Annotated in this window: 18 protein-coding genes; 6 read left to right on the forward strand and 12 right to left on the reverse strand. The window is 58.6% G+C overall.

Annotated elements, in window-relative coordinates; all coding sequences use genetic code 11:
• From ED661_RS09685 to ED661_RS09710, 6 genes are all read left to right on the forward strand, one after another.
• Complete coding sequence (locus tag ED661_RS09685) at positions 1 to 957, forward strand: ABC transporter permease (RefSeq protein ID WP_122073700.1); 957 nt, start codon at positions 1 to 3, stop codon at positions 955 to 957.
• Positions 950 to 1,894 (forward strand): iron chelate uptake ABC transporter family permease subunit, encoded by a 945-nt coding sequence (locus ED661_RS09690; RefSeq protein WP_122073701.1) that lies wholly within the window; start codon positions 950 to 952, stop codon positions 1,892 to 1,894. The genes ED661_RS09685 and ED661_RS09690 overlap by 8 nt, the downstream gene beginning before the upstream one ends.
• Entirely contained in the window at positions 1,891 to 2,643 is a 753-nt protein-coding gene (locus tag ED661_RS09695) for an ABC transporter ATP-binding protein (protein ID WP_122073702.1), read from the forward strand. The genes ED661_RS09690 and ED661_RS09695 overlap by 4 nt, the downstream gene beginning before the upstream one ends.
• 155 nt (positions 2,644 to 2,798) lie before the next feature.
• Positions 2,799 to 4,757 carry a TonB-dependent receptor domain-containing protein gene (locus ED661_RS09700; RefSeq protein ID WP_254054808.1) on the forward strand — a complete coding sequence of 653 codons (1,959 nt, stop codon included), beginning with the start codon at positions 2,799 to 2,801 and terminating at the stop codon, positions 4,755 to 4,757.
• A 113-nt stretch (positions 4,758 to 4,870) separates the two neighbouring features.
• Entirely contained in the window at positions 4,871 to 6,091 is a 1,221-nt protein-coding gene (locus ED661_RS09705) for an alpha/beta hydrolase-fold protein (RefSeq protein WP_122073703.1), read from the forward strand.
• A 263-nt stretch (positions 6,092 to 6,354) separates the two neighbouring features.
• Complete coding sequence (locus ED661_RS09710) at positions 6,355 to 8,397, forward strand: TonB-dependent siderophore receptor (protein ID WP_122073704.1); 2,043 nt, start codon at positions 6,355 to 6,357, stop codon at positions 8,395 to 8,397.
• Between the two features lie 136 nt (positions 8,398 to 8,533).
• On the opposite strand, the gene ED661_RS09715 is transcribed toward ED661_RS09710, so the two are convergent.
• From ED661_RS09715 to ED661_RS09770, 12 genes are all read right to left on the reverse strand, one after another.
• Positions 8,534 to 9,376 (reverse strand): energy transducer TonB, encoded by an 843-nt coding sequence (locus ED661_RS09715; RefSeq protein ID WP_122073705.1) that lies wholly within the window; start codon positions 9,374 to 9,376, stop codon positions 8,534 to 8,536.
• Positions 9,373 to 9,756: a biopolymer transporter ExbD gene (locus tag ED661_RS09720; RefSeq protein ID WP_122073706.1), complete on the reverse strand. Its 384-nt coding sequence runs from the start codon at positions 9,754 to 9,756 to the stop codon at positions 9,373 to 9,375. The genes ED661_RS09715 and ED661_RS09720 overlap by 4 nt, the downstream gene beginning before the upstream one ends.
• 8 nt (positions 9,757 to 9,764) lie before the next feature.
• Positions 9,765 to 10,142 carry a biopolymer transporter ExbD gene (locus ED661_RS09725; protein WP_122073707.1) on the reverse strand — a complete coding sequence of 126 codons (378 nt, stop codon included), beginning with the start codon at positions 10,140 to 10,142 and terminating at the stop codon, positions 9,765 to 9,767.
• A 4-nt stretch (positions 10,143 to 10,146) separates the two neighbouring features.
• Positions 10,147 to 11,238, reverse strand: coding sequence for a MotA/TolQ/ExbB proton channel family protein (locus ED661_RS09730; protein ID WP_122073708.1), 1,092 nt, complete (start codon positions 11,236 to 11,238; stop codon positions 10,147 to 10,149).
• On the reverse strand, positions 11,235 to 12,287 hold the full coding sequence (locus tag ED661_RS09735) for a siderophore-interacting protein (protein WP_122073709.1): 1,053 nt from the start codon (positions 12,285 to 12,287) through the stop codon (positions 11,235 to 11,237). The genes ED661_RS09730 and ED661_RS09735 overlap by 4 nt, the downstream gene beginning before the upstream one ends.
• 9 nt (positions 12,288 to 12,296) lie before the next feature.
• Complete coding sequence (locus ED661_RS09740; protein ID WP_122073710.1) at positions 12,297 to 13,079, reverse strand: ABC transporter ATP-binding protein; 783 nt, start codon at positions 13,077 to 13,079, stop codon at positions 12,297 to 12,299.
• Positions 13,080 to 14,096 (reverse strand): iron chelate uptake ABC transporter family permease subunit, encoded by a 1,017-nt coding sequence (locus ED661_RS09745; RefSeq protein WP_122073711.1) that lies wholly within the window; start codon positions 14,094 to 14,096, stop codon positions 13,080 to 13,082.
• Positions 14,093 to 15,124 carry an iron ABC transporter permease gene (locus ED661_RS09750; protein ID WP_122073712.1) on the reverse strand — a complete coding sequence of 344 codons (1,032 nt, stop codon included), beginning with the start codon at positions 15,122 to 15,124 and terminating at the stop codon, positions 14,093 to 14,095. Before ED661_RS09750 ends, ED661_RS09745 begins: the two co-directional genes overlap by 4 nt.
• Position 15,125: 1 nt before the next feature.
• Positions 15,126 to 15,950 (reverse strand): ABC transporter substrate-binding protein, encoded by an 825-nt coding sequence (locus tag ED661_RS09755; RefSeq protein WP_254054809.1) that lies wholly within the window; start codon positions 15,948 to 15,950, stop codon positions 15,126 to 15,128.
• 577 nt (positions 15,951 to 16,527) lie between these two features.
• Positions 16,528 to 16,830, reverse strand: coding sequence for a hypothetical protein (locus ED661_RS09760; protein WP_122073713.1), 303 nt, complete (start codon positions 16,828 to 16,830; stop codon positions 16,528 to 16,530).
• A gap of 205 nt (positions 16,831 to 17,035) precedes the next feature.
• A complete protein-coding gene (locus ED661_RS09765; RefSeq protein ID WP_162930097.1) occupies positions 17,036 to 17,581 on the reverse strand; it encodes a hypothetical protein in 546 nt (181 codons plus the stop codon).
• Between the two features lie 14 nt (positions 17,582 to 17,595).
• A complete protein-coding gene (locus ED661_RS09770) occupies positions 17,596 to 18,177 on the reverse strand; it encodes a hypothetical protein (RefSeq protein WP_122073715.1) in 582 nt (193 codons plus the stop codon).
• Between the last annotated feature and the right edge of the window lie 278 nt (positions 18,178 to 18,455).

Here is an 18,455-nt window from a genome sequence, read left to right on the forward strand (position 1 = left end):
ATGCCGCGTCTCTGGCTACTGGTCTGCCTCTGCTTGATCCTGCTGCTATCCGTGCTGTCCGTCTTTGTCGGGGTGATTGACCTTACCCCGATGGCGCTGTTGCGGGATCCGGAGGCGCTGCAATTGCTGGCGGTCAGCCGTCTGCCGCGCACTGCGGCTGCGGTGCTGACGGGCTGCTCCATGGCGGTCAGCGGTCAGATCATGCAGATCCTGGTGCGCAATAAATTTGTCGAGCCAATCAGTGCTGGCACGGGGCAGGCGGCGGCGCTGGGTATCTTGCTGTCGGTGCTGCTGTTCCCGGCCGCGGGGGTGGCGGTCAAGATGGGTCTGGCGGCCATTACCGCATTGCTGGGAACGCTTGGATTTCTGGCACTGGTGCAGCGCCTGCCTCCAACCGAGCCCCTTTTGGTGCCGCTGGTGGGGTTGGTCTATGGTGGAATCTTAGGTGCGGTGATGGTGTTCATCGCCTATCAGGCGGATCTGATCCAATACATCGATGTCTGGATGCTGGGCGAGTTCTCCGGCGTGATTAGGGGCCGTTATGAGCTGTTGTGGCTGGCGGGGATTACCGCCTTTGTCAGCTATCTGATCGCCGATCAGTTTGCCATTTTGGGGCTGGGGCGCGACATGAGCCTGAGCCTCGGCCTAAACCATCGCCAAGCCATGGCCATGGGGCTGCTCTGTGTCTCGGTCCTGTCGGCGCTGACCGTGGTGACCGTGGGCATGTTGCCCTTTGTTGGGCTGATCATTCCAAATCTGATCAGCCGCCATTTGGGGGATAATCTGCGTGTCACCCTTCCGGTGACGGCACTGTTGGGCGGTGTTTTTGTGCTGGGCTGCGATATTCTGGCCCGGGTGGTGCGCCATCCCTATGAGGTACCGGTGGGTACGATCTTTGGGGTGCTGGGGACCTTTGCCTTTTTGTGGCTGATCTATGCGAGGCCCCGCAATGCTTAGGCTTCGTTTCCTCTGGCTGATCCTGGCGCTTGTCGTGGTCTCAGCGCTGTTCCTGACCCTTGGGGCCAAGGGAAGCTGGAGCTTTACGCTTTGGTTTCGCGGCCAAAAACTGGCCAGCCTTTTGCTCATTGGCGGCGCGGTCTCAACCGCGACCATCCTGTTTCAGACCATCACCCATAACCGCATTCTGACCCCCTCGATCATGGGGTTTGACGCGCTGTTCCTGTTGATCCTGACCCTGATGATCTTTGGGATGGGGGCAGGGGGCTATGCGCAGGTGCCCAAGGTGACGCTGTTCCTGATCAATCTAATCCTGCTGAGCCTGTCGTCGGTTGCGCTGTTTACGTTGCTGCTGCGCGACCAACGCAGGGATCTGATGCGCATGGTGCTGACCGGCATCATTCTGGGCGTGCTGTTTCGCTCGTTGGTGCTGTTTATCCAGCGGTTGATTGATCCAAGCGAATTTGCGGTGCTGCAATCGGCCTCCTTTGCGCGCTTTAACAAGGCAGACCCTGATCTGTTGCTGGTGAGCGCCGCTCTTGTCTGTCTGACCTGGGGCGCTGTTTGGCGGATGCGGCATCGGCTTGATGTTCTGGCCCTGGGCGAGGTGCTGCCGGTTAGCCTGGGGGCGGATCCGCGACGGGGTCAGCTCGTGGTGTTGATGCTGATTTCAGTGCTGGTTTCGGTCTCGACCGCGCTGGTGGGGCCGGTGGCCTTTCTGGGACTTTTGGTCAGCAGCCTGACGTACCGGGTGATCCCCAGCTGGCACCATGGCCATATCCTGCCCGCCGCGATTCTGATTGGAGGCATCACATTGGTGGGCGGGCAATTGTTGCTGGAGCGCGTTTTGCACTTTGAAACCCCGCTTGCCGTTGTGGTGGAATGCCTTGGTGGGTTGGTCTTTTTGATTTTGATCCTGCGAAAGGGCAGCACATGATCCGCATCCGCAATGTCGGCCATAAGATTGCCGGGCAGACCATCCTGCAAGGAGTAGACCTAGATATCCCACAGGGGGGGCTGACGGCGCTTGTCGGGCCCAATGGCGCCGGGAAATCTACGCTTTTGTCGCTGCTTGCTCGCCTGCAGACCCTGCAATCCGGCCAGATCGAGATCAACGGTCAGGATCTTGGGCAGGTTAGCCATGGCGATCTGGCGCAGCTGCTGGCCATTCTGCCGCAGGTTCTGACCAGCACTCACCGTATCAGTGTCGAAGATCTGGTTGGCTTTGGCCGTTATCCCTATAGTCGGGGACGGTTGGGGCCTAAGGACCGTGAGATTATTGCAGAGGTTCTGCAAAGCTTTGAGCTGCAAGAGATCAGGCACCGGTTTCTGGATACCCTGTCGGGCGGGCAGCGCCAACGTGCCTATACCGCCATGGCCTGGGCGCAGGACACCGAATACCTGCTGTTGGATGAGCCGCTGAACAATCTGGACATCGCCGCCTCGCGCAGCCTGATGTCGCGGCTCAAAACCCTGGCAGCACAGCTGGGGCGCACAATTGTCATTGTCCTGCATGACATCAACTACGCGGCAGGCTATGCGGATCATATCGTCGCCATGAAGGCCGGGCATGTCGTCACGGCCGGGCCGCCTCGGGAGGTGGTTAGTGAAACCTTTTTGCATTCGATCTTTGACACGGATGCCAAGGTGATCGTGTCCAATGACAGGCCACTGGTGATCGTTTGACCCGCGCAGCTGCGACAACTAGCCCCTGATTGAAAAGTTGCCCCTGACAGGTCTTGAAGACTCATAAACCAGCCCTTAACAGCTTGTGCCAGCCACCCCCTGCTTCGAATGCATGCCGGGACCCAGCCATTGATCCCATCCTTTAGGAGGCGAAAATGGCCACTAAAAAACTCTCCCTATTTCTGCTGATGAGTACTGCCCTGGTGCCCGGAATGGTCACGGCTGAAGAGATTCTGCTGGACCCCATCAATGTCAGCGGTGAAGTTGAAAACGAGCACGGCACTGTAGTGCTCTCCGGCGAAACACTTGAGGATCTTGCCCCTCGCGAGATGTCAGATCTGTTTGCCGGTGAAGCCTCGGTGATGAGCTCGGTCATTCCCACCGGTAACAAGACCTTTGTCAACGGGCTGTCCAGCTCGATGATGAATGTCACCGTTGATGGCACCCTGCAAGGCGATGGTGTGTTCCACCATGCCACCACCGGCATGTATGATCCGGCCCTGTTCAAAGCTGCCACCATCAAACCCGGTGTTGTTGCCGCCGATGATGGGCCTCGGGCCAATGCGGGCTCGATCTCTTACGAGACCAAGGATGCGGCGGATCTGCTGCAGGAGGGCGACAATTTCGGCGGGGTGGCCAGCCTGTCCTATGACAGCAACAGTTCCACTTTCCGTCGCGACCTCACTCTGTTTGGTCGCCAGGGCGCCTTTGAATATATTCTTTATGGATCTAAGGCGACAGGCGATGATTATGAGGACGGCGCGGGCACGACCTATCGCGGGTCCGCCGCAGATCTGACCTCTTTCTTGGGGAAGATCGCCTACCAGTGGGAGAATGGTTACCGGCTGGAGTTCTCTGGATCTGGAAGCCAGGACACTGGCTGGCGGCAGGCGCGGCCAAACTTTGGCGACCTCACCGCGGTGGTGTTTCCGCTGTTTGACACAGAGGTCGAACAGAGCAACTACAGCCTGACGCTCAAGAATGAAAACGCCACTGGCGGGTTCTCCCCTGAATTCCACCTCGGCTTTTCCTCCAGCTTGCTCGATCAGGGTGACCCGGTCGACCCGAGCTACACCCGGCCTTTGTGGGGCGGCGAGGTTGAAACCTGGAACGGTAAGATCCAGAATGAATTCCTGTTTGGCAATCACAGCCTAACCGCTGGGATCGACTTTTTTGAACAGACAGGCACTGGTGGGGCGGTTCAGGGCCGCTACACTGATCCGGCATTGATCGGGGGTTCCTTTGGTCCCTACACCGAGAAAACCAGCAATATTGGCATCTTTGCCCAGATGCGGTCTGACCTTTCCGATGCCTTTTCCCTGTCCTATGGCCTGCGGGCGGATCATCAGGACTTCACCGGCTGGGACGGGACCAAGCTTTCGGATGACGGCTTCTCCTACAATATCTCAGGCAGCTATGCGCTGAGCGAAGCAGTGACGCTTGAGGCTGCCTATTCGCAGGTCTGGGGCGGCTATGAGCTTGGCGAAACCGCGATCATCAACTACTCCTACCCCTGGGTGAATTACGCAGGCATGCAGGCGCAAGAGACCGAAAATATGCGTATTGGCCTGCAGGTGAATACTGGAAACTGGGATGCGAGCTTTGCTCTGTTCCGCACCGATGCCGAGAATATCCGCACACGCAACAGCGCCGATCAGGCGACTTCGAGCAATATCGTCACCGAAGGTGTTGATGCCTCGCTTGGCTATAACTTTGCATCAGGCTATCTGCGCGGCACCTATACCTATGCCGACGTGACCGAGGATGGCCAGATCTCCAACACCACCAACTATTATGCAGCCCAGCCCATGGGGCATATCCTGGCCATCCAGGGGGCCTTTGACGTGGCAACCGATTGGAGAGTCGGCGGCACCGCCGAGGCGGCCCTGTCGCTGGATCTCGCCAATACCACACTGCCGGGCTATGAGGTGGTCAATTTGTTTGCCGAGTATAAACTCGTTCGTTTTCAGGGGTTTACGGTGCGTGCCGAGATCAACAATCTGTTCGACAGCTACTATATCTCGCGGGCGACACAGGGCAGCGACAATAGTCGGGTGCTGGCCTATGGCGAACCTGGGCGCTCGCTTGCGGTCACGGCCCGGCTGGCATTCTAGGCCACAGGCGTGACATGACAATCAACGGCCCCGGATGTTCCGGGGCCGCTTTTTCTTTGGCAAGTCTTACTTAGCTGGCCTCCTGCGTTCCTTTTCAGAGATTCCGTACCGCGATGGAAAACGTACGTCCTGCATGGATCTGGCCCGAGGCAGAGCCGCTTCCAAGTGCCTGGCTCAGAGGCCATGTCTCACAGAAGAAAGATCGGCAGAGCGGGGTGTTATTCTGGCAGGACATATCGCAGTTGTCCTGCCCGGTTATGGAAGAACAAGAGCCGGATCCGCAGGGGCGGCTTTGTCTGACCTTTTTGTGGCGAGGCGATGACCAAAGCCACCCCTGGCTGATCGGCGGGCCAAGCGCTGATCATCTGCCGCTTTGGCAGATCGAACGCAGTAACATTTGGTTTCGTACGATCTGGGTGCCCCGGGATCTGGCGCTGGCTTATCGTTTTGCGCAGATCCCGCCGTCTCAGACCAAAACGCAGGATGCGTTTCGCGCCGCTGTTCGCCGAAGCCTGAGGCCCGACCCCTTGAACCCCGATACCCTGTCCGGCGCTTGGCAGGGACATCAGGAGGCCTTTAGCACCATCGACTTACAGCGCGAGCGGGGGGCACATCCTGCAATGCAGCCACTGGTGAACGATCTGGGGCACAGCCATCACTTTGCTTTTCATAGTCGCCTTTTGAACGTCCCCCGTGACATCTACATCCAGGCGCCGCCACCCAGTTTGACACGTCCTGACCCGCAGCGGTTGTTGGTCCTGCTGGACGGGGAGAGATGTGAACAGGTCTTGCAGCTGCCAGAAGTACTGGCAGCTGCACAGATTTCTGGTCAAATCCCTGCCACAAGTGTGGTCTATGTTGGGGCAGGCCACGGAGCAAACCGGGCGCAGGAGCTGGGGGGCAATCCTGCCTTTGCCCGCGCGCTCTCCTGTGAACTGCTGCCGCGGGTCGAACAGGTTCTGAGTCGCAGATTTGCTCCTGTGCAAACGCAGATCGCTGGGGCCAGTCTGGGCGGTCTGGCGGCGCTACATACGGCTTTGCTTTTTCCAGAGAGGTTTCAGCAGGTGATCGCGCTGTCGGGGTCTTTCTGGTGGCCGGGCTTTGCAGAGTTGATGGCTGCTATCGATCTGCGGCTCCTGCGCACCCGGTTTTCTGTTGGCTGTTATGAGCGTAGCGGTCTGTTTGGGCGCCCCGACTTGGTTGCGGCGTCCGAACAGGTTGCAAAACACCTGCAAAAAAGGGGCGCGGAGGCTGCGGTTTCTATCCGCAGTGGCGGTCATGACCCGGCCCTGTGGCGGCAGTCCCTATTGCAGGATCTTATGAGCCTATCGTGATTGTTCCCTGGGGGAGTTTCAGGGGTAATCTCAGGAAAACTTGCCGTCGCAGTTGCCGGTAAGCCGCGATGAAATATGACAAATCAGCAACAGAACAGCGCGCCGCCCTCGTCACTCTTGACCTCCCCCACCGGAGTTCTTAGCGCAGCAATACCCAGCTCTCCGTCAGGCAAAAACAATAACCGCAGCATAGGCGGAGATGGGATATGCTTTTACACCGAACGACCGTTTCGATTTGGGCTTTGATGGCGGGAACGCCTCTTATGGCCCAGGTTGTTGACCTTCAAGAAATCAATGTCTCGGGCGAGACCGAGGAAGCCTATTTTGGCAAGAGCGTCGCACTCGACACCGGAACAGTGTCCAAGACTGGCGATAGCATTCTGGAAACGCCTCGCTCCATCAGCGTGATCACCGCACAGCAGATGGCTGAGCGTGGGGCGCAAAGCGTGGACCAGGTTCTGCAGTACTCGGCCGGGATTGTTGGTGGCCAGTGGGGCCAGGATGCCCGCTCGGATTGGTCTCTGATCCGTGGCTTTTCCCCCTCGACGCTGCACGACGGGCTGCCCTCGCGCTATGGGTTTTACAACGATACCCGACCCGAGACCTTTATGCTGAACAGTGTTGAGGTTCTCAAAGGTCCGGCCTCTGGGCTTTATGGCAGCGGTTCTGTTGGCGGGGTGGTCAATACCACCTCAAAAACAGCGGCGCAGGATGCCGATAACATGGTGCAGGTTCAGGCGGGCTCCAATGATCGCATGCAAATCGCCGGGGATGTCAGCGGCGATCTGAACGCGGCAGGCACGTTGCGCTATCGCCTTGTTGGATTGCTGCGGGACTCCAAGGATTCAGTTGATTTCTCCCAGGATGATGCCATTGCCCTGGCGCCTTCGATCACCTGGCGGCCCAGTGAAGATACCGAGCTGACCGTGCTGGCCAACTATCAGAAGAACGATGGCAGCCCACTGATCCAGTTTGGCTCGATCTATGGGACATTACTGCCGGCAACCGGCTTTGGCACCGGGACATATCTGGACAGTGATACCTTTATCGGTGAGCCGGGTTTTGACACCTATAACACCGAGCAGCGCGCGATCACCGCGATGTTCAAGCACCGCTTCAATGCGACCTGGAGCATGAATGCCAGTGCGCGCTATCTGGAGGGTGAGTCCCTGTACCAGCACGCCTGGTGGGCTTTTGATAACTTTGGGACCGGGCGCTACAATCCGGATGGCACCATCAACCGGACGTTTTACCGGGCTGAAAATGAGCTGAAGACCTGGGGCCTGGACAGCTACGCCACAGCTGAATATGGCCTGGGTGGCTTTGATATGCGGACCATCATCGGGGCCAGCTATACCCAGGGCTACTATGACAGCGATACCGGCTATGGGGCCCAGGTCGCGCCGATTGATCCGTTCAACCCAACCTATGGCGGGTTCAACCCAATCACGGTGACCGATACGGCAGGCAATACAATCACTGAATGGGGCGTCTACGTGCAGCAGCGCGCAGTTTTTCAGGATCGGCTCTTTGTGGATCTAGGCCTGCGATATGGCGATATTGAAACCGGCACCAGCAATGGCAGCTTTGGCGCCACAACGGTGGCCGCACAGGACAGCGCCTGGACCGGAAACGCAGCGGTGCTCTATCGCTTTGACAGTGGTTTGGCCCCTTACCTCAGCTATGCCCAAAGTTTCCGCCAAGATGCCATTGGCGCCGATGTCAATGGAACCCCATTTGAGCCAACCGAGGGAGAGCAGTTCGAGCTGGGTCTGAAGTATCAACCCGTTGGCACAGATACACTGCTGACGGTTGCGGCCTTTGATCTGACCAAATCCAATCTGACAGTTGCAGATGCCGCCAATCCCGGCTTTCAGGTGCAAACCGGAGAGGCCCGGGCCAAGGGCTTTGAGCTTGAGGCCTTCCACCGCTTTGGCGATGTCTCGGTCAATTTTGCCTATACCTATCTCGATACCGAGGATGCCGAGGGGGATTACATCGCCCAGGTCCCAAAAAATGCGGCCTCGTTTTGGGTGAATTACGAACCGCTTGATGGGGCCATGGCTGGTTGGAAGCTGGGCGCTGGCATGCGTTACAACGGCGAAGCCTGGGGCGGTGCCAGCACCTATTTGACGCCATCCTATACGCTTTATGATGCGGCGGTGTCCTATGGCCGGGACAACTGGCTGGTAGCGCTGAACGTGCGTAACCTCACAGATGAACGCTACATCAGTACCTGCCAGTCCGGTGCCTGCTACTTTGGCGAAGGCAGAAATGTTGCCCTGACTCTGACCTCCAAGTTCTAAGCGTGGCGTGCGTGCGAATGGGCTGGCCGCCGGTTCATACGCACCTCCTGCCTTAATAAACGAAGGCCCCGCGCTATCTCGCACGGGGCCTTTTTCTTTCTGTAATTTCGCCAGGGTGAACGTCGGGTTGGGCTCGCTATTTGGAAAAACTCATGGGCAGGTTGAAGGTAAATTGAGAAGCGCCAATACCTTTGGGGGCTTTGGGGAATTTTCCGGCACGGGAGACCGCCTTTAGCGCGGCCTGATCAAAGGCAGCAACGCCTGAGGATTTGGCGACCCGGTAGTTGACCAGCGCGCCGCTGGCCGCCACCGTAATGCGCAGGACAACCCGGCCAGAACCGCGTGCCCCTGCAGGATAGCGTTTGCGTCGCTCAATCCGGGAGCGGATTTTTGCCCCCCAGATCGACTGAAGTTTGGCCCTTTGCCCAGCCGAGATGGTCGCCGTGCTGGCACCGCCCGCTGCCCCCGCCTGAGCCCCACCACCAGATCCGGCAGCACGTTGTTCTGCACGGCCAGCAGAGGTCTGATTGGAGGTCTGCGCCGTTGGCGGCGTCTCGACTGGTTTAGGGGCTGGTTTGGGCCTGGGTTTTGGTTCCGGCTTTGGTTCAGGTTCAGGTGGCGGCGGGGGCGGCGGCGTTGACTGGTCAATCTCCACCACATCCGCCTCCACCGGCTCCTTTAAGGCCACAAGCACAGCGGCACGCGGCGCATCGGCCAGTTCAAACTCTGGCATCTGCGGCGCCTCTGTTGGTGCCAGGGGCTGTTCCAGCTCCGGGTTTTCCATCTGTGGACGCGGCGGCGGGCGCTCCCAGGCTTTGACCATTTCGGCAACCGTGGCACTGGCGGCTTCGATCGAAACCATAGCCTCCCCCCCGGCACCGCTGGACTGCACGCCAGTTTCCGTGGCTGAGGCAAAAAGGCTGACATGAATAAGCGCGGCCAGGCCAGCAAACAGGGTGACTTCTGCGGTGCGTTTCATTGCGGGCTCACCACCAGTTCGGCGCGGGCAAGCCCTGCAGTAGCCAGCTTTTTCAGAATGCCAGCCAGAGTAGTGGCTTCCAGCTTGGCATCCGCGCGCAGCAGTACCACCGGAGCATCGGCGCTTGCGCGTGCCAGCAGCTCCAGCGCGGCCTCACCTTCGATGCCGTCAAAATGCATCCTGCCTTTGGCATCTATGTAGAGCACTGGTTCAGCTTCGGCCTCCGCCTCAAGATTGGCACCGGGTGGCGTGACCTCAAAGGGTTCGGGCTGCGCCAGATGCGAGGTCATCAGAAAGAAGATCAGCAGCAGAAACACCACATTGATCATCGGCACGATGGATTCCGCACGCGGGCGTTTCACAGGAGGGGAAAGGTCCATTGCGTGTCTCACTCCACCAGCACGACATTGACCAGCCCGGCGTCGCGCAGCAGGGTTGTTACATCGATGATACGTTGCAGATCCGCCCCATCGCGGCCGCGCAGGATGAGGATATCCTCGGGCGAGGACATCAGCGGCGCAAGCGCCTGTGGCAGGTGACTGTCGGCAACGGGAACGCCGTTCAGATCCAGATTGCCCGCCCCAATCCCCACCAGCCGTGGCGGCCCGGTGTATTCACCGCCGCGCCCGGCAAGGGGCAGCTCCAGAACAGCATCGCTGCCAAAGCGCGAGGCCAGCATAAAGAAGACCAGCAGCAAAAAAACCACATCGATCATCGGCGTCAGGCTGGGTTTGCGCCTGGGGCGCCTGGCTTCGGTGAACTGCATCGCCTTACTCGGCCGCCATGGGGAGGTCTTGCGGCGCCTCGGCGACAAACAATCGGGTGGCACTGTCTTCAATATCCTGACGGATTCGGGTGATGACGGATTCAAACCAGGTAAGGGCTGCCGAGGCCGGGATGGCCACGGCCATGCCAGCGGCCGTGGTCAACAGCGCTTCCCAGATACCCCCGGCCAGCAGCGCAGGATCGGCCTTGGAGCCCGCCTGTTGCAGCGCCTGAAAGGCGGCGATCATGCCCAGAACCGTGCCCAACAGACCCAGCAGTGGTGCAATTGTCGCAATCAGCTCCAGCGCGCCCAGCCCGGTGCCTGCCCGTGCCAGGTGTTTTTTGGCAATCCTTGCAGTTTCTTCCCGGGCGCGATCCTCAGGGAGTTGGCGCAGGGCAGTCAATCCGGCGCTGACCACCTTGGAACGAATGCCCATCCGGCCCTTAACAATGGCCAGAGCCGCCGCAGGATTGCCGGCTTCATAGGCCAGAACCGCCTTGCTGGCCTTGCCACGGGACCAGGCGCCGATCAGGGCCAATCGCCAGATCTTCCAAAGGATCAGCGCCAGGGTGATCACCGAAAGCGCCGCGATAGCCCAGATCGAAGGGCCGCCATCGCGCAGGAATTTCATCGCCTTGCCAGAGGTTTCCTCAGCCAGCAGCAACATTTCTTCCTGTCGGCTGAGCGGCTCCAGGGCGGGGAGTTCAACAGCGACACTCGGCGCGGTTTCACCGCTTAATTCGGCAGGCGCGGCGGCTGGGTCTGAAACCTCTGGCGAGACGGGAGAGGGGGAGACTGGCACGGCTGTGGTCGGACTGTTGCTGGCCGTCGCTTCGGCAGCAGGTGTCGCAGGCGCTGCCATTGGCGCGGTGACCTCTGCTGCGGTGCCTTCGACAGGGGTGGACAGGGTCGGGCGCGCCGCAGTCAAATCAGTTGGTGACATAGGCTGGGTCGCCAGCCCACTGCCTGTGCTGTCCACAGTGGGCGCGGCAAGGACGGGGGCTGAAGAGGCAGGGGCCTGAGCCGTTTCTTGCGCCGCACCGTAGGAGGCAGTGGCCAACAACAAGGCAGCTGAGAGAGAGATGTACGGGGTCATGGCTTGCTCCAATAGGCGGCGAGGTAGCTGGTTCCGGGGGCTGGTTTGTCGACCTTCAGGGCTTCACGCACGGGCGTCACATCTAACTTTTCGCTGGCCAGCCACAGGAAGTGATCCGGGTATTCCTGATGCGCCGCCAAAGCCTGTTGCGGCAGATCCTGGGCCTCTTCGCGGGTGAGCCAGGTGAGCGCGATGCCTGCAGGAGCAGTGATGGGGTAGCCGCAATCCGCGCCCTGGGCGGCGACAAGGGTCACTTGGCCCTCGCTATTGGCAGGTAGGGTTTCGAGAATGCGCGCCACTGCTGGAAAGGCGGTTTCATCGGCAAAGATGCAGATCTTGGAACTCTCTGGAATGCCGCCGCCGCCGGGCCCTGCGATGACCAGCAGATCGCCAGTGCTGGCGCCCCATGCCCAGTTGGTTACACGGCCCCCGTCATGCAGGAAGACGTCAAAATCCATCAACCCCGCCTCCCGGTCGATCCAACGGGTGGTATAGGCCGGGCGATGCAGCGCCTTTTCCCCTTTGGGCCAGACCGTGGCGCCATTTTCCGCAAGGCTGGGCCATTCCGGTTCGGTGCAATCGGCGGCGGGCAAGAGCAGGCGGAAGTGGATGGCGTCATCCTGAAAACTGCTCAGATCATCGGCCTTGATGCGCACCCGGAGAAAGGCGGTTCCCACCGGGGTGATAGAGACGACCCGGGTAAAGTGCAGATTTGGCGGGCGGTTGGGCAGGGTTGCGCTATCCGACCAGCGCAGATCCTTTGCCGCTTCGGGCAGCAGGTGAGACAGGGTTTCGCTAAAGCTGTCCTTGAGCATGAACAGACGGTCCGGCAGCGCCGCTGAAATACGAATGCGGATACCATCTTCTGCGGGTTCAAAGCGGTATTGCCCAAAGGAGGGCACTTCGATGCTGACAGCGCGCTCGCTGTCTTCCACCACCTGCAGCTTGTGCTCCTGGGCCTGGTGCAGCATCACCTGCCGCATGGCTGTATAGGACAGGCCCGTCAGCAGGGCTGTGGCATCAATTGGGAAACTTGGGTTTATTGTCATGCTACGATCCTATTCGGGGATGACATGTGGGGTGCCGTGCACCGGGTCGGAAATGATCTGACATTTGAGATCAAAGACCTGTTCCATATTGTTTCGGGTGACGACCTCGTCGGGGCTGCCCTTGGTGAAGATAGCGCCCGCGCGCAGAGCGATGATGTGATCGGCAAAGCGCGCGGCCAGATTGATGTCATGGAGCACCATGGCCACGGTCTGATTGCTTTGCTGGTTAAGCGCCTGGATCAGGGACAGAAGCTCGATCTGATGCGGCAGATCCAGGTAGGTTGTCGGCTCATCCAGCAGCAGGATCTCGGTGTCCTGCGCCAGGGCCATAGCGATCCAGGCGCGTTGCCGCTGACCACCAGACAGGGCCTCGAGTGGGCGGTTGGCATGAGGTGCCATGCCAGTCAGGTCCAGCGCCCGGCCCACGGCTTCGGCATCCTGATGGGACCATTGTCGCAGTGCTGATTGATGGGGCGTGCGGCCGCGCGTCACCAGATCCCGAACCGTCAGCCCTTCGGGGGCGCTCGGCGATTGCGGCAGGATGGCCAGACGTTGCGCAACCGAGCGGTTGGCTTGCTTGTGGATGCTCTTGCCATCCAGCAGGACCTCGCCGCTGTCGGGTTTTTGCAGCCGCGCCAGGGATCTGAGAAAGGTGGATTTTCCGCAGGCATTGGGCCCGACAATGACGGTGATCTTGCCATCCGGAATATCGGCACTCAGCTCTTGCAGGATCGGGGTTTTGGCAAAGGCAACCGACAGGGAGTTGGCGTGCAGGCGGGCAGGGGCATTCATTCAGAGCTTTCCTTTGCGAAATTGAACCATCAGCAGCCAGATCATCACCGGGCCACCGATCAGGGCGGTAAAGACGCCCGCGGGCAGTTGAATGCTGGGAACCATGCGAGAGGCCGTATCCGCTGCCAGCACCAGCAGGGCGCCGATCACGGCTGCTCCCAGCAGGGCTGGCCTGCCATTGGGCACCAGGGCGCGCGCAATTGGTCCGGCAGCAAAGGCCACAAAGGGCAGGGGGCCGGCGGTGCAGACGGCAAAAGCGGCCAGCAGAATGCCCAGACCGGTGAGTCCCAGGCGCAGCGGCGATAGCCGCAGGCCCAGGCTGCTGCTTAGGTCATCCGACAGGCCAAGCCGGGCCAAGGGGAAATGGATCCAGAAGATCGCCGGAGCCAAAAGGAGCAACCCGGACCAGACCACTCGGACATCCTGCCAATCGCGTGCGTTCAGCGTGCCAATCAGCCACTCGGCCATATCTGCGGCGGTTCTGGCGTCGGTCCGGCTCAGCAGCAGATCAGCTAGAGCGGCGAGGGCAAAGCCTATGCCAAGCCCAATCAGCACTAGGCGTTGGGGTTGCAGCCCGTTCTTCCAGGCCAAACCTACAACCAGAATGGCTGTAAACAGCGCACCGACCAAGGCTCCCAAGAGCACATTGCCGCCGGTCAGAATGATTGCAATCAGTGCGCCGCAACTGGCGCCAGCGTTAAAGCCAATGACATCCGGAGAGGCCAGCGGGTTGCGCATCATGGTTTGAAACATCGCCCCTGACAGGCCAAAACAGGCCCCGGCGCCAAGGGCTGTCAGGATCCGTGGCAGGCGGTGATCCATCAGGATCATTCTTTCAATCTCTGAACCCGCTCCCAGCAGCACGCTGAGCCAGCTGGTGTCAGAAAAAGCATAGCCGCCAAGGCGCAGGGCCAGAACCGTGCCCAAGGTGACCAGCAGCAAGAGGCCAAAGCCGACAGCAACAGCACGCGGTGAGAAGGACTGGGACAGGAAGGGCAGGCGCAGACTCCAGCTCATAGCGCAGTGCTCCCATTGCGGCGGATCAGCCAGACAAGTGCGGGCCCTCCAATCAGGGCGGCCATAACCCCCGCCTGAATATTGCCGCCAAAGACTGGCAAACGCCCGGTGAGATCTGCCAGGATCATCAGCCCGGCCCCCAAAAGAGCGGAAAACAACAGGCACCAGCGCATATCTGCGCCGGAAAGGCGCCGCGCCATATGGGGAACGATCAGACCCACAAAAGCGATGGGGCCGGCCATAGACACTGTAGCACCGCAGAGACAGACTATGGCACAGAGGGCAAGTCCGCGTGCCAGCCCAACACGCAGGCCCAGGCTTCGGGCGGTGTCCTCGCCCAGCATCATGGCGTTCAGGTTGAAGGAAGAAACTGCGGCAAGCGCCGCGCCCAAGGCAAAGAAAGGCAGCAAGGCTGCAAGCGTTGGCATTTCAATACCGTCCAAGCCGCCCAGCACCCAAAAGCGATAGACATCCAGGCTGCGTTGGCTGATCAGCAAGAGGCTGCGCCCAAGCGCCAGGAACAGCGCGCTGAGGGCCGCACCTGCCAGGATCAGTCGCAATGGTGTGCCCCGACCTGCGCCGCCCAGGAAGAACACCAGAACCGTGCTGATCAGCCCGCCGCCCATGGCAACCCAGACAAAGGAGGCCGGGTCGGAAATGCCCAGCAGGAAGATACAGAGGATCACCCCCAGCGAGGCCCCGCCATTGATGCCCAGCAGTCCGGGATCCGCCAGCGGGTTTCGGGTCAGGCTCTGGATCAGCGCGCCGGAACTGGCCAGAGCGCCCCCCGCCAGCCAGGCGGCCATCAGCCTAGGCAGCCGCATGCCCTGAATGACCAGATGATCAGCCTTGGTGGCATCATAGGCCACAAAGGACTCCCAGATGCTGTACCAGCTGATCGGGCGCAGGCCAAAACGCAGCGACAGGGCCGACAGCAAGAGTAAGCATAACAGAATCGTCGGCAGCCAGATCTGACGGGCCGAGGCGCGGCGGTATGAGAGCGGGGATATGGTTTCGAGGATCGTCATGTCAAAACCCTTCTGGCAGCAGGCCTGCCTCGGCGGTGCTGGTAACAGCGCTGGCCGGGTCACCATCCATGGCGGCCTCCAGCAGGGGCACCAAGCGATCCAACGCATAGTTCAGGCTTAGAGGGCTGGAATGGGACAGCGCCGCCGAGAGCAGCACATCAGCATAGATCTCGCGGCCCTCACCATAGGCGCGCAGGGTCGGGCGTAGCGGCATTCGTTCGAGCCGACTGACAGAGCCGCCCGCATCCAGCCAAATGAGAGCGTCAACATCGATTGGGGACAGGTCTTCTGGTGGGATCAGCACGTAGTAATTGTTGAAAGAGGCCTTGGTGTTGATGGCATCCGGCACCTTGAAGCCCAGGGCTTCGATAAACTGGCCACGGATATCGCGGGCGGAATAGGCCCCGTTCTGACCTGCCCAGACCATGACGGAACTGGCCCCTTGCCACTCCGGATGGGCCTGGCGAATCCCATGGAAACGCGCGTCAATTCTGGCGATGATTTCTTCAGCCTGATCCAGGCGTCCGGTGGCGCGCCCCAGGGTCCGCAGCATCTCCTGCCAGGGGGTTCCATAGTCGCCATATTGGGCTTGTGGCGGTACGGTTGGGGCAATGCGGGACAAGAGCTGATATTCACGCCTCGTCATGCCCGACCACTGACCGACAATCAGGTCCGGCTGCATGGCCGCGATGGCCTCGATATCGATTTCGCCCTGCATGACGATCGGCCTCGCCTCACCCAGTGCGTCAGCGGCCCAGGGCCAGACGCCGTAGGGATGAGGGCCGAACCATTTGCGCAGGGCATGTGGCGGCTTGCCCAGAGACAACAAGAAATCGTGGCCAATAAAGCTGAGAGAAACAATGCGACTTGGCCCGGCTTGAACTGTCGTCTCTCCAAATTGGTGTTCAATCACAACAGGAAAAGCTTGAGACTTGGCATCTTTGGGGGCAGACGCGAGTGCCAAAACAACAGCAAACAGACCCAGGTGAAGAAACCGGATTAGAAAACTCGAAGATCTAAAAGTCGAAAGAACCGAAGGTCTTGAGACGAAGCTAAGATGCACCAGACTGCTCCAACGAGCTGTGACAGGAGCAATCCTACGCAGCTATTGTGTGGTATGGCTGGGCGTTGAAGAGGAGGGACACTCCACAACACCTTGCTTCGATGAAAAGGTATGAGACGGATCCATATTTTTCCTTACAGGTTTTGTCAAGAATTGTGATGGGCTAAGAACTCAAAACCCAATTACCTCGAAAATTCCCTGAACAGGATTGGTCCTTCGCACTACAACACCTCCAACCCAAACAGTCACTCTTCTGAAACGGTCCACCGCCAAAACAACGGGGTGCGAATATACCCACGTTGCGAGGCGGCAGAAGGACCCGTGATCGTTTTGAGAGCGCCTATCGGCGGCGGGTGGCAAAGGCCTTGGCTAGGGCACGGTAGAAATGCCGGGGAAAACGGCGACCCGCTGCGGCGTTCATTTTCGGGTAGAACTTGAAAGCCTTTTGATAGGTGGGGGCCTTGTCAGTGAATGCAAAGATCTTACTCGGAGCTTTGCGCCCCTTGCGTTCATAGATGCCCGGTGTCATCCGCCCGCCAGCCCGTGGCGTGAAGTAGCGCGCGACCGATGATCGGCGTTTGCGGCGGCCCGAGGCTTTGGTTTCGTTCTGAGCTGCATCCCCCTGCGCCTTAAGGCCAGACAATACCTTTTGGATCTGGCCTGGCGAGGCGACCCAAGTCGCAGACAGGAAGGTTGGGCCATGTTAGTATAACAAAGGAAAAATTGGCCCGCGGCCGTTCCGATGTTTCAAAAACTCAAGCTGGATAAACTGTAACGAATAAGAAGCGAGGCATTTTACCTTAGGTGAGGCGATCAAAAACTACTAAGTTGCTTCGATCAGTATCTAACTATTCTGAAGCGCCAAAATAGCTAATTCCATTGTTTTGTGCCGCAACTTTGTTCGCAGGCATCCAGACTTCACCTACCAAAATACCTATGTCTGTTACGCCAGAATTCTCGACATGAAATCTGACAGGGTTGCCAACGACTGAATCCCGGTGAAGATCAAGCGCAGCCGCGTTTTCCAACCCTTGAACGTAGGCCTCAAACGCTGTTTCTTTCAGGATTTGCTTCAAGATTGGATTTTCTTTGAAATCCAGGCCTGATGAACCCGGAATTCCCAAAACTTCATATCCAGCGGAACTGCCCGGTGCCTTGGTAGGAACGATCACGATTCCGCCATTTGAAGCAAAGGAGTTCGATGCGATCTCTGACATGTACGCTTGCATGTCAGCGACTCCTGACTTCCCACTTCGGTAACCAATTTTACACGCCACCCGTTCAGGCGTGCTTTTGAACTCCATACAGATACTTTCCGCGGAAGCAGTGGTGACCAACGCAACATTTAGCGCTAAGCCAGAAAACAAGATCGTTGAAAAACTCATCCGGAACATTCTCATATCTCCTTTCAGGATTCATTGCAGTATACGTGGTTTTCTATGCCTTCACTTTTGTAGGCTTCACACATTTCGTTGCGATCCTCTGCAGAGAGACCAATAACATTTGACGATGTGTCCAGTGGTTCTTGTCTACTTATGAAAGTTGGCTGGATCCTCGTGGTGGGTTGGTAAAACGCCGGGTATGCTGCTCCATCTTCCACAATGATGCGTTGGGACGTAAATAGGGGAGCGCATACCATAAATGCACCTACAAAAAGCATGAAGATCCCCGGGGAAGAAGACGCAATCGCAATCTTGAAATCGGCGGTCGTAGCTTCGACTTCTGCCTTTCCCACACGCACCCTAGAAAGGATGAAAATTGCCCCACTCATTACCAAAATTGACCCAAAGGCAGCGTTCATGAATCGTAGCCAAGTGCGCGTTGCCAAGAGAGAGTCTGCTCTCGACTGCCTATTTTCTAAAGCATCGTACTCAAGAGAAATCCATGCTAGAAGATTGTGATCAACCTGACCCGATTTATAGATGTGCTGTAGTGTTTCTACTGAACGTTTTGAGTTTTCATTTTCGATGCCATCTATGATGGCATTCATACCGACAAAACTTGATCCCACGAACCAAGCCGTGGCGGTTAGAATTAGACAGTATGTTAGCCAAAATGTAGCGTTCGAATGATAAGGCTTGCTCTCCGACATCGTGTACCTGTACCTAAATTAAAGTAAATCACTGCGACAACTATAAGCTATCCATATAGCCATCGGATTTTCGAGTTCGTTCCCAATATATCAAATGGAGATATTGTCGTTAGAGTGCCCCTCATCCTTGAGTAACTACTCCTCAAGGATGCTTGGCCTCGGTATAATCTCCGAAC

Origin of the sequence: Pseudophaeobacter sp. EL27, from assembly GCF_900313025.1 — a bacterium.
Taxonomy (GTDB): domain Bacteria; phylum Pseudomonadota; class Alphaproteobacteria; order Rhodobacterales; family Rhodobacteraceae; genus Pseudophaeobacter.

Bases quoted from the DNA above. Each gene is read 5' to 3' on its own strand.
- ED661_RS09690 (WP_122073701.1), top strand. From the start codon at position 950: ATGCTTAGGCTTCGTTTCCTCTGGCTGATCCTGGCGCTTGTCGTGGTC.
- ED661_RS09695 (WP_122073702.1), top strand. From the start codon at position 1,891: ATGATCCGCATCCGCAATGTCGGCCATAAGATTGCCGGGCAGACCATC.
- ED661_RS09765 (WP_162930097.1), bottom strand. From the start codon at position 17,581: ATGTTCCGGATGAGTTTTTCAACGATCTTGTTTTCTGGCTTAGCGCTA.
- ED661_RS09740 (WP_122073710.1), bottom strand. From the start codon at position 13,079: ATGAATGCCCCTGCCCGCCTGCACGCCAACTCCCTGTCGGTTGCCTTT.
- ED661_RS09770 (WP_122073715.1), bottom strand. From the start codon at position 18,177: ATGAATGCCATCATAGATGGCATCGAAAATGAAAACTCAAAACGTTCA.
- ED661_RS09720 (WP_122073706.1), bottom strand. From the start codon at position 9,756: ATGGACCTTTCCCCTCCTGTGAAACGCCCGCGTGCGGAATCCATCGTG.
- ED661_RS09745 (WP_122073711.1), bottom strand. From the start codon at position 14,096: ATGAGCTGGAGTCTGCGCCTGCCCTTCCTGTCCCAGTCCTTCTCACCG.
- ED661_RS09715 (WP_122073705.1), bottom strand. From the start codon at position 9,376: ATGAAACGCACCGCAGAAGTCACCCTGTTTGCTGGCCTGGCCGCGCTT.
- ED661_RS09710 (WP_122073704.1), top strand. From the start codon at position 6,355: ATGGCCCAGGTTGTTGACCTTCAAGAAATCAATGTCTCGGGCGAGACC.
- ED661_RS09685 (WP_122073700.1), top strand. From the start codon at position 1: ATGCCGCGTCTCTGGCTACTGGTCTGCCTCTGCTTGATCCTGCTGCTA.
- ED661_RS09750 (WP_122073712.1), bottom strand. From the start codon at position 15,124: ATGACGATCCTCGAAACCATATCCCCGCTCTCATACCGCCGCGCCTCG.
- ED661_RS09730 (WP_122073708.1), bottom strand. From the start codon at position 11,238: ATGACCCCGTACATCTCTCTCTCAGCTGCCTTGTTGTTGGCCACTGCC.
- ED661_RS09735 (WP_122073709.1), bottom strand. From the start codon at position 12,287: ATGACAATAAACCCAAGTTTCCCAATTGATGCCACAGCCCTGCTGACG.
- ED661_RS09700 (WP_254054808.1), top strand. From the start codon at position 2,799: ATGGCCACTAAAAAACTCTCCCTATTTCTGCTGATGAGTACTGCCCTG.
- ED661_RS09705 (WP_122073703.1), top strand. From the start codon at position 4,871: ATGGAAAACGTACGTCCTGCATGGATCTGGCCCGAGGCAGAGCCGCTT.
- ED661_RS09725 (WP_122073707.1), bottom strand. From the start codon at position 10,142: ATGCAGTTCACCGAAGCCAGGCGCCCCAGGCGCAAACCCAGCCTGACG.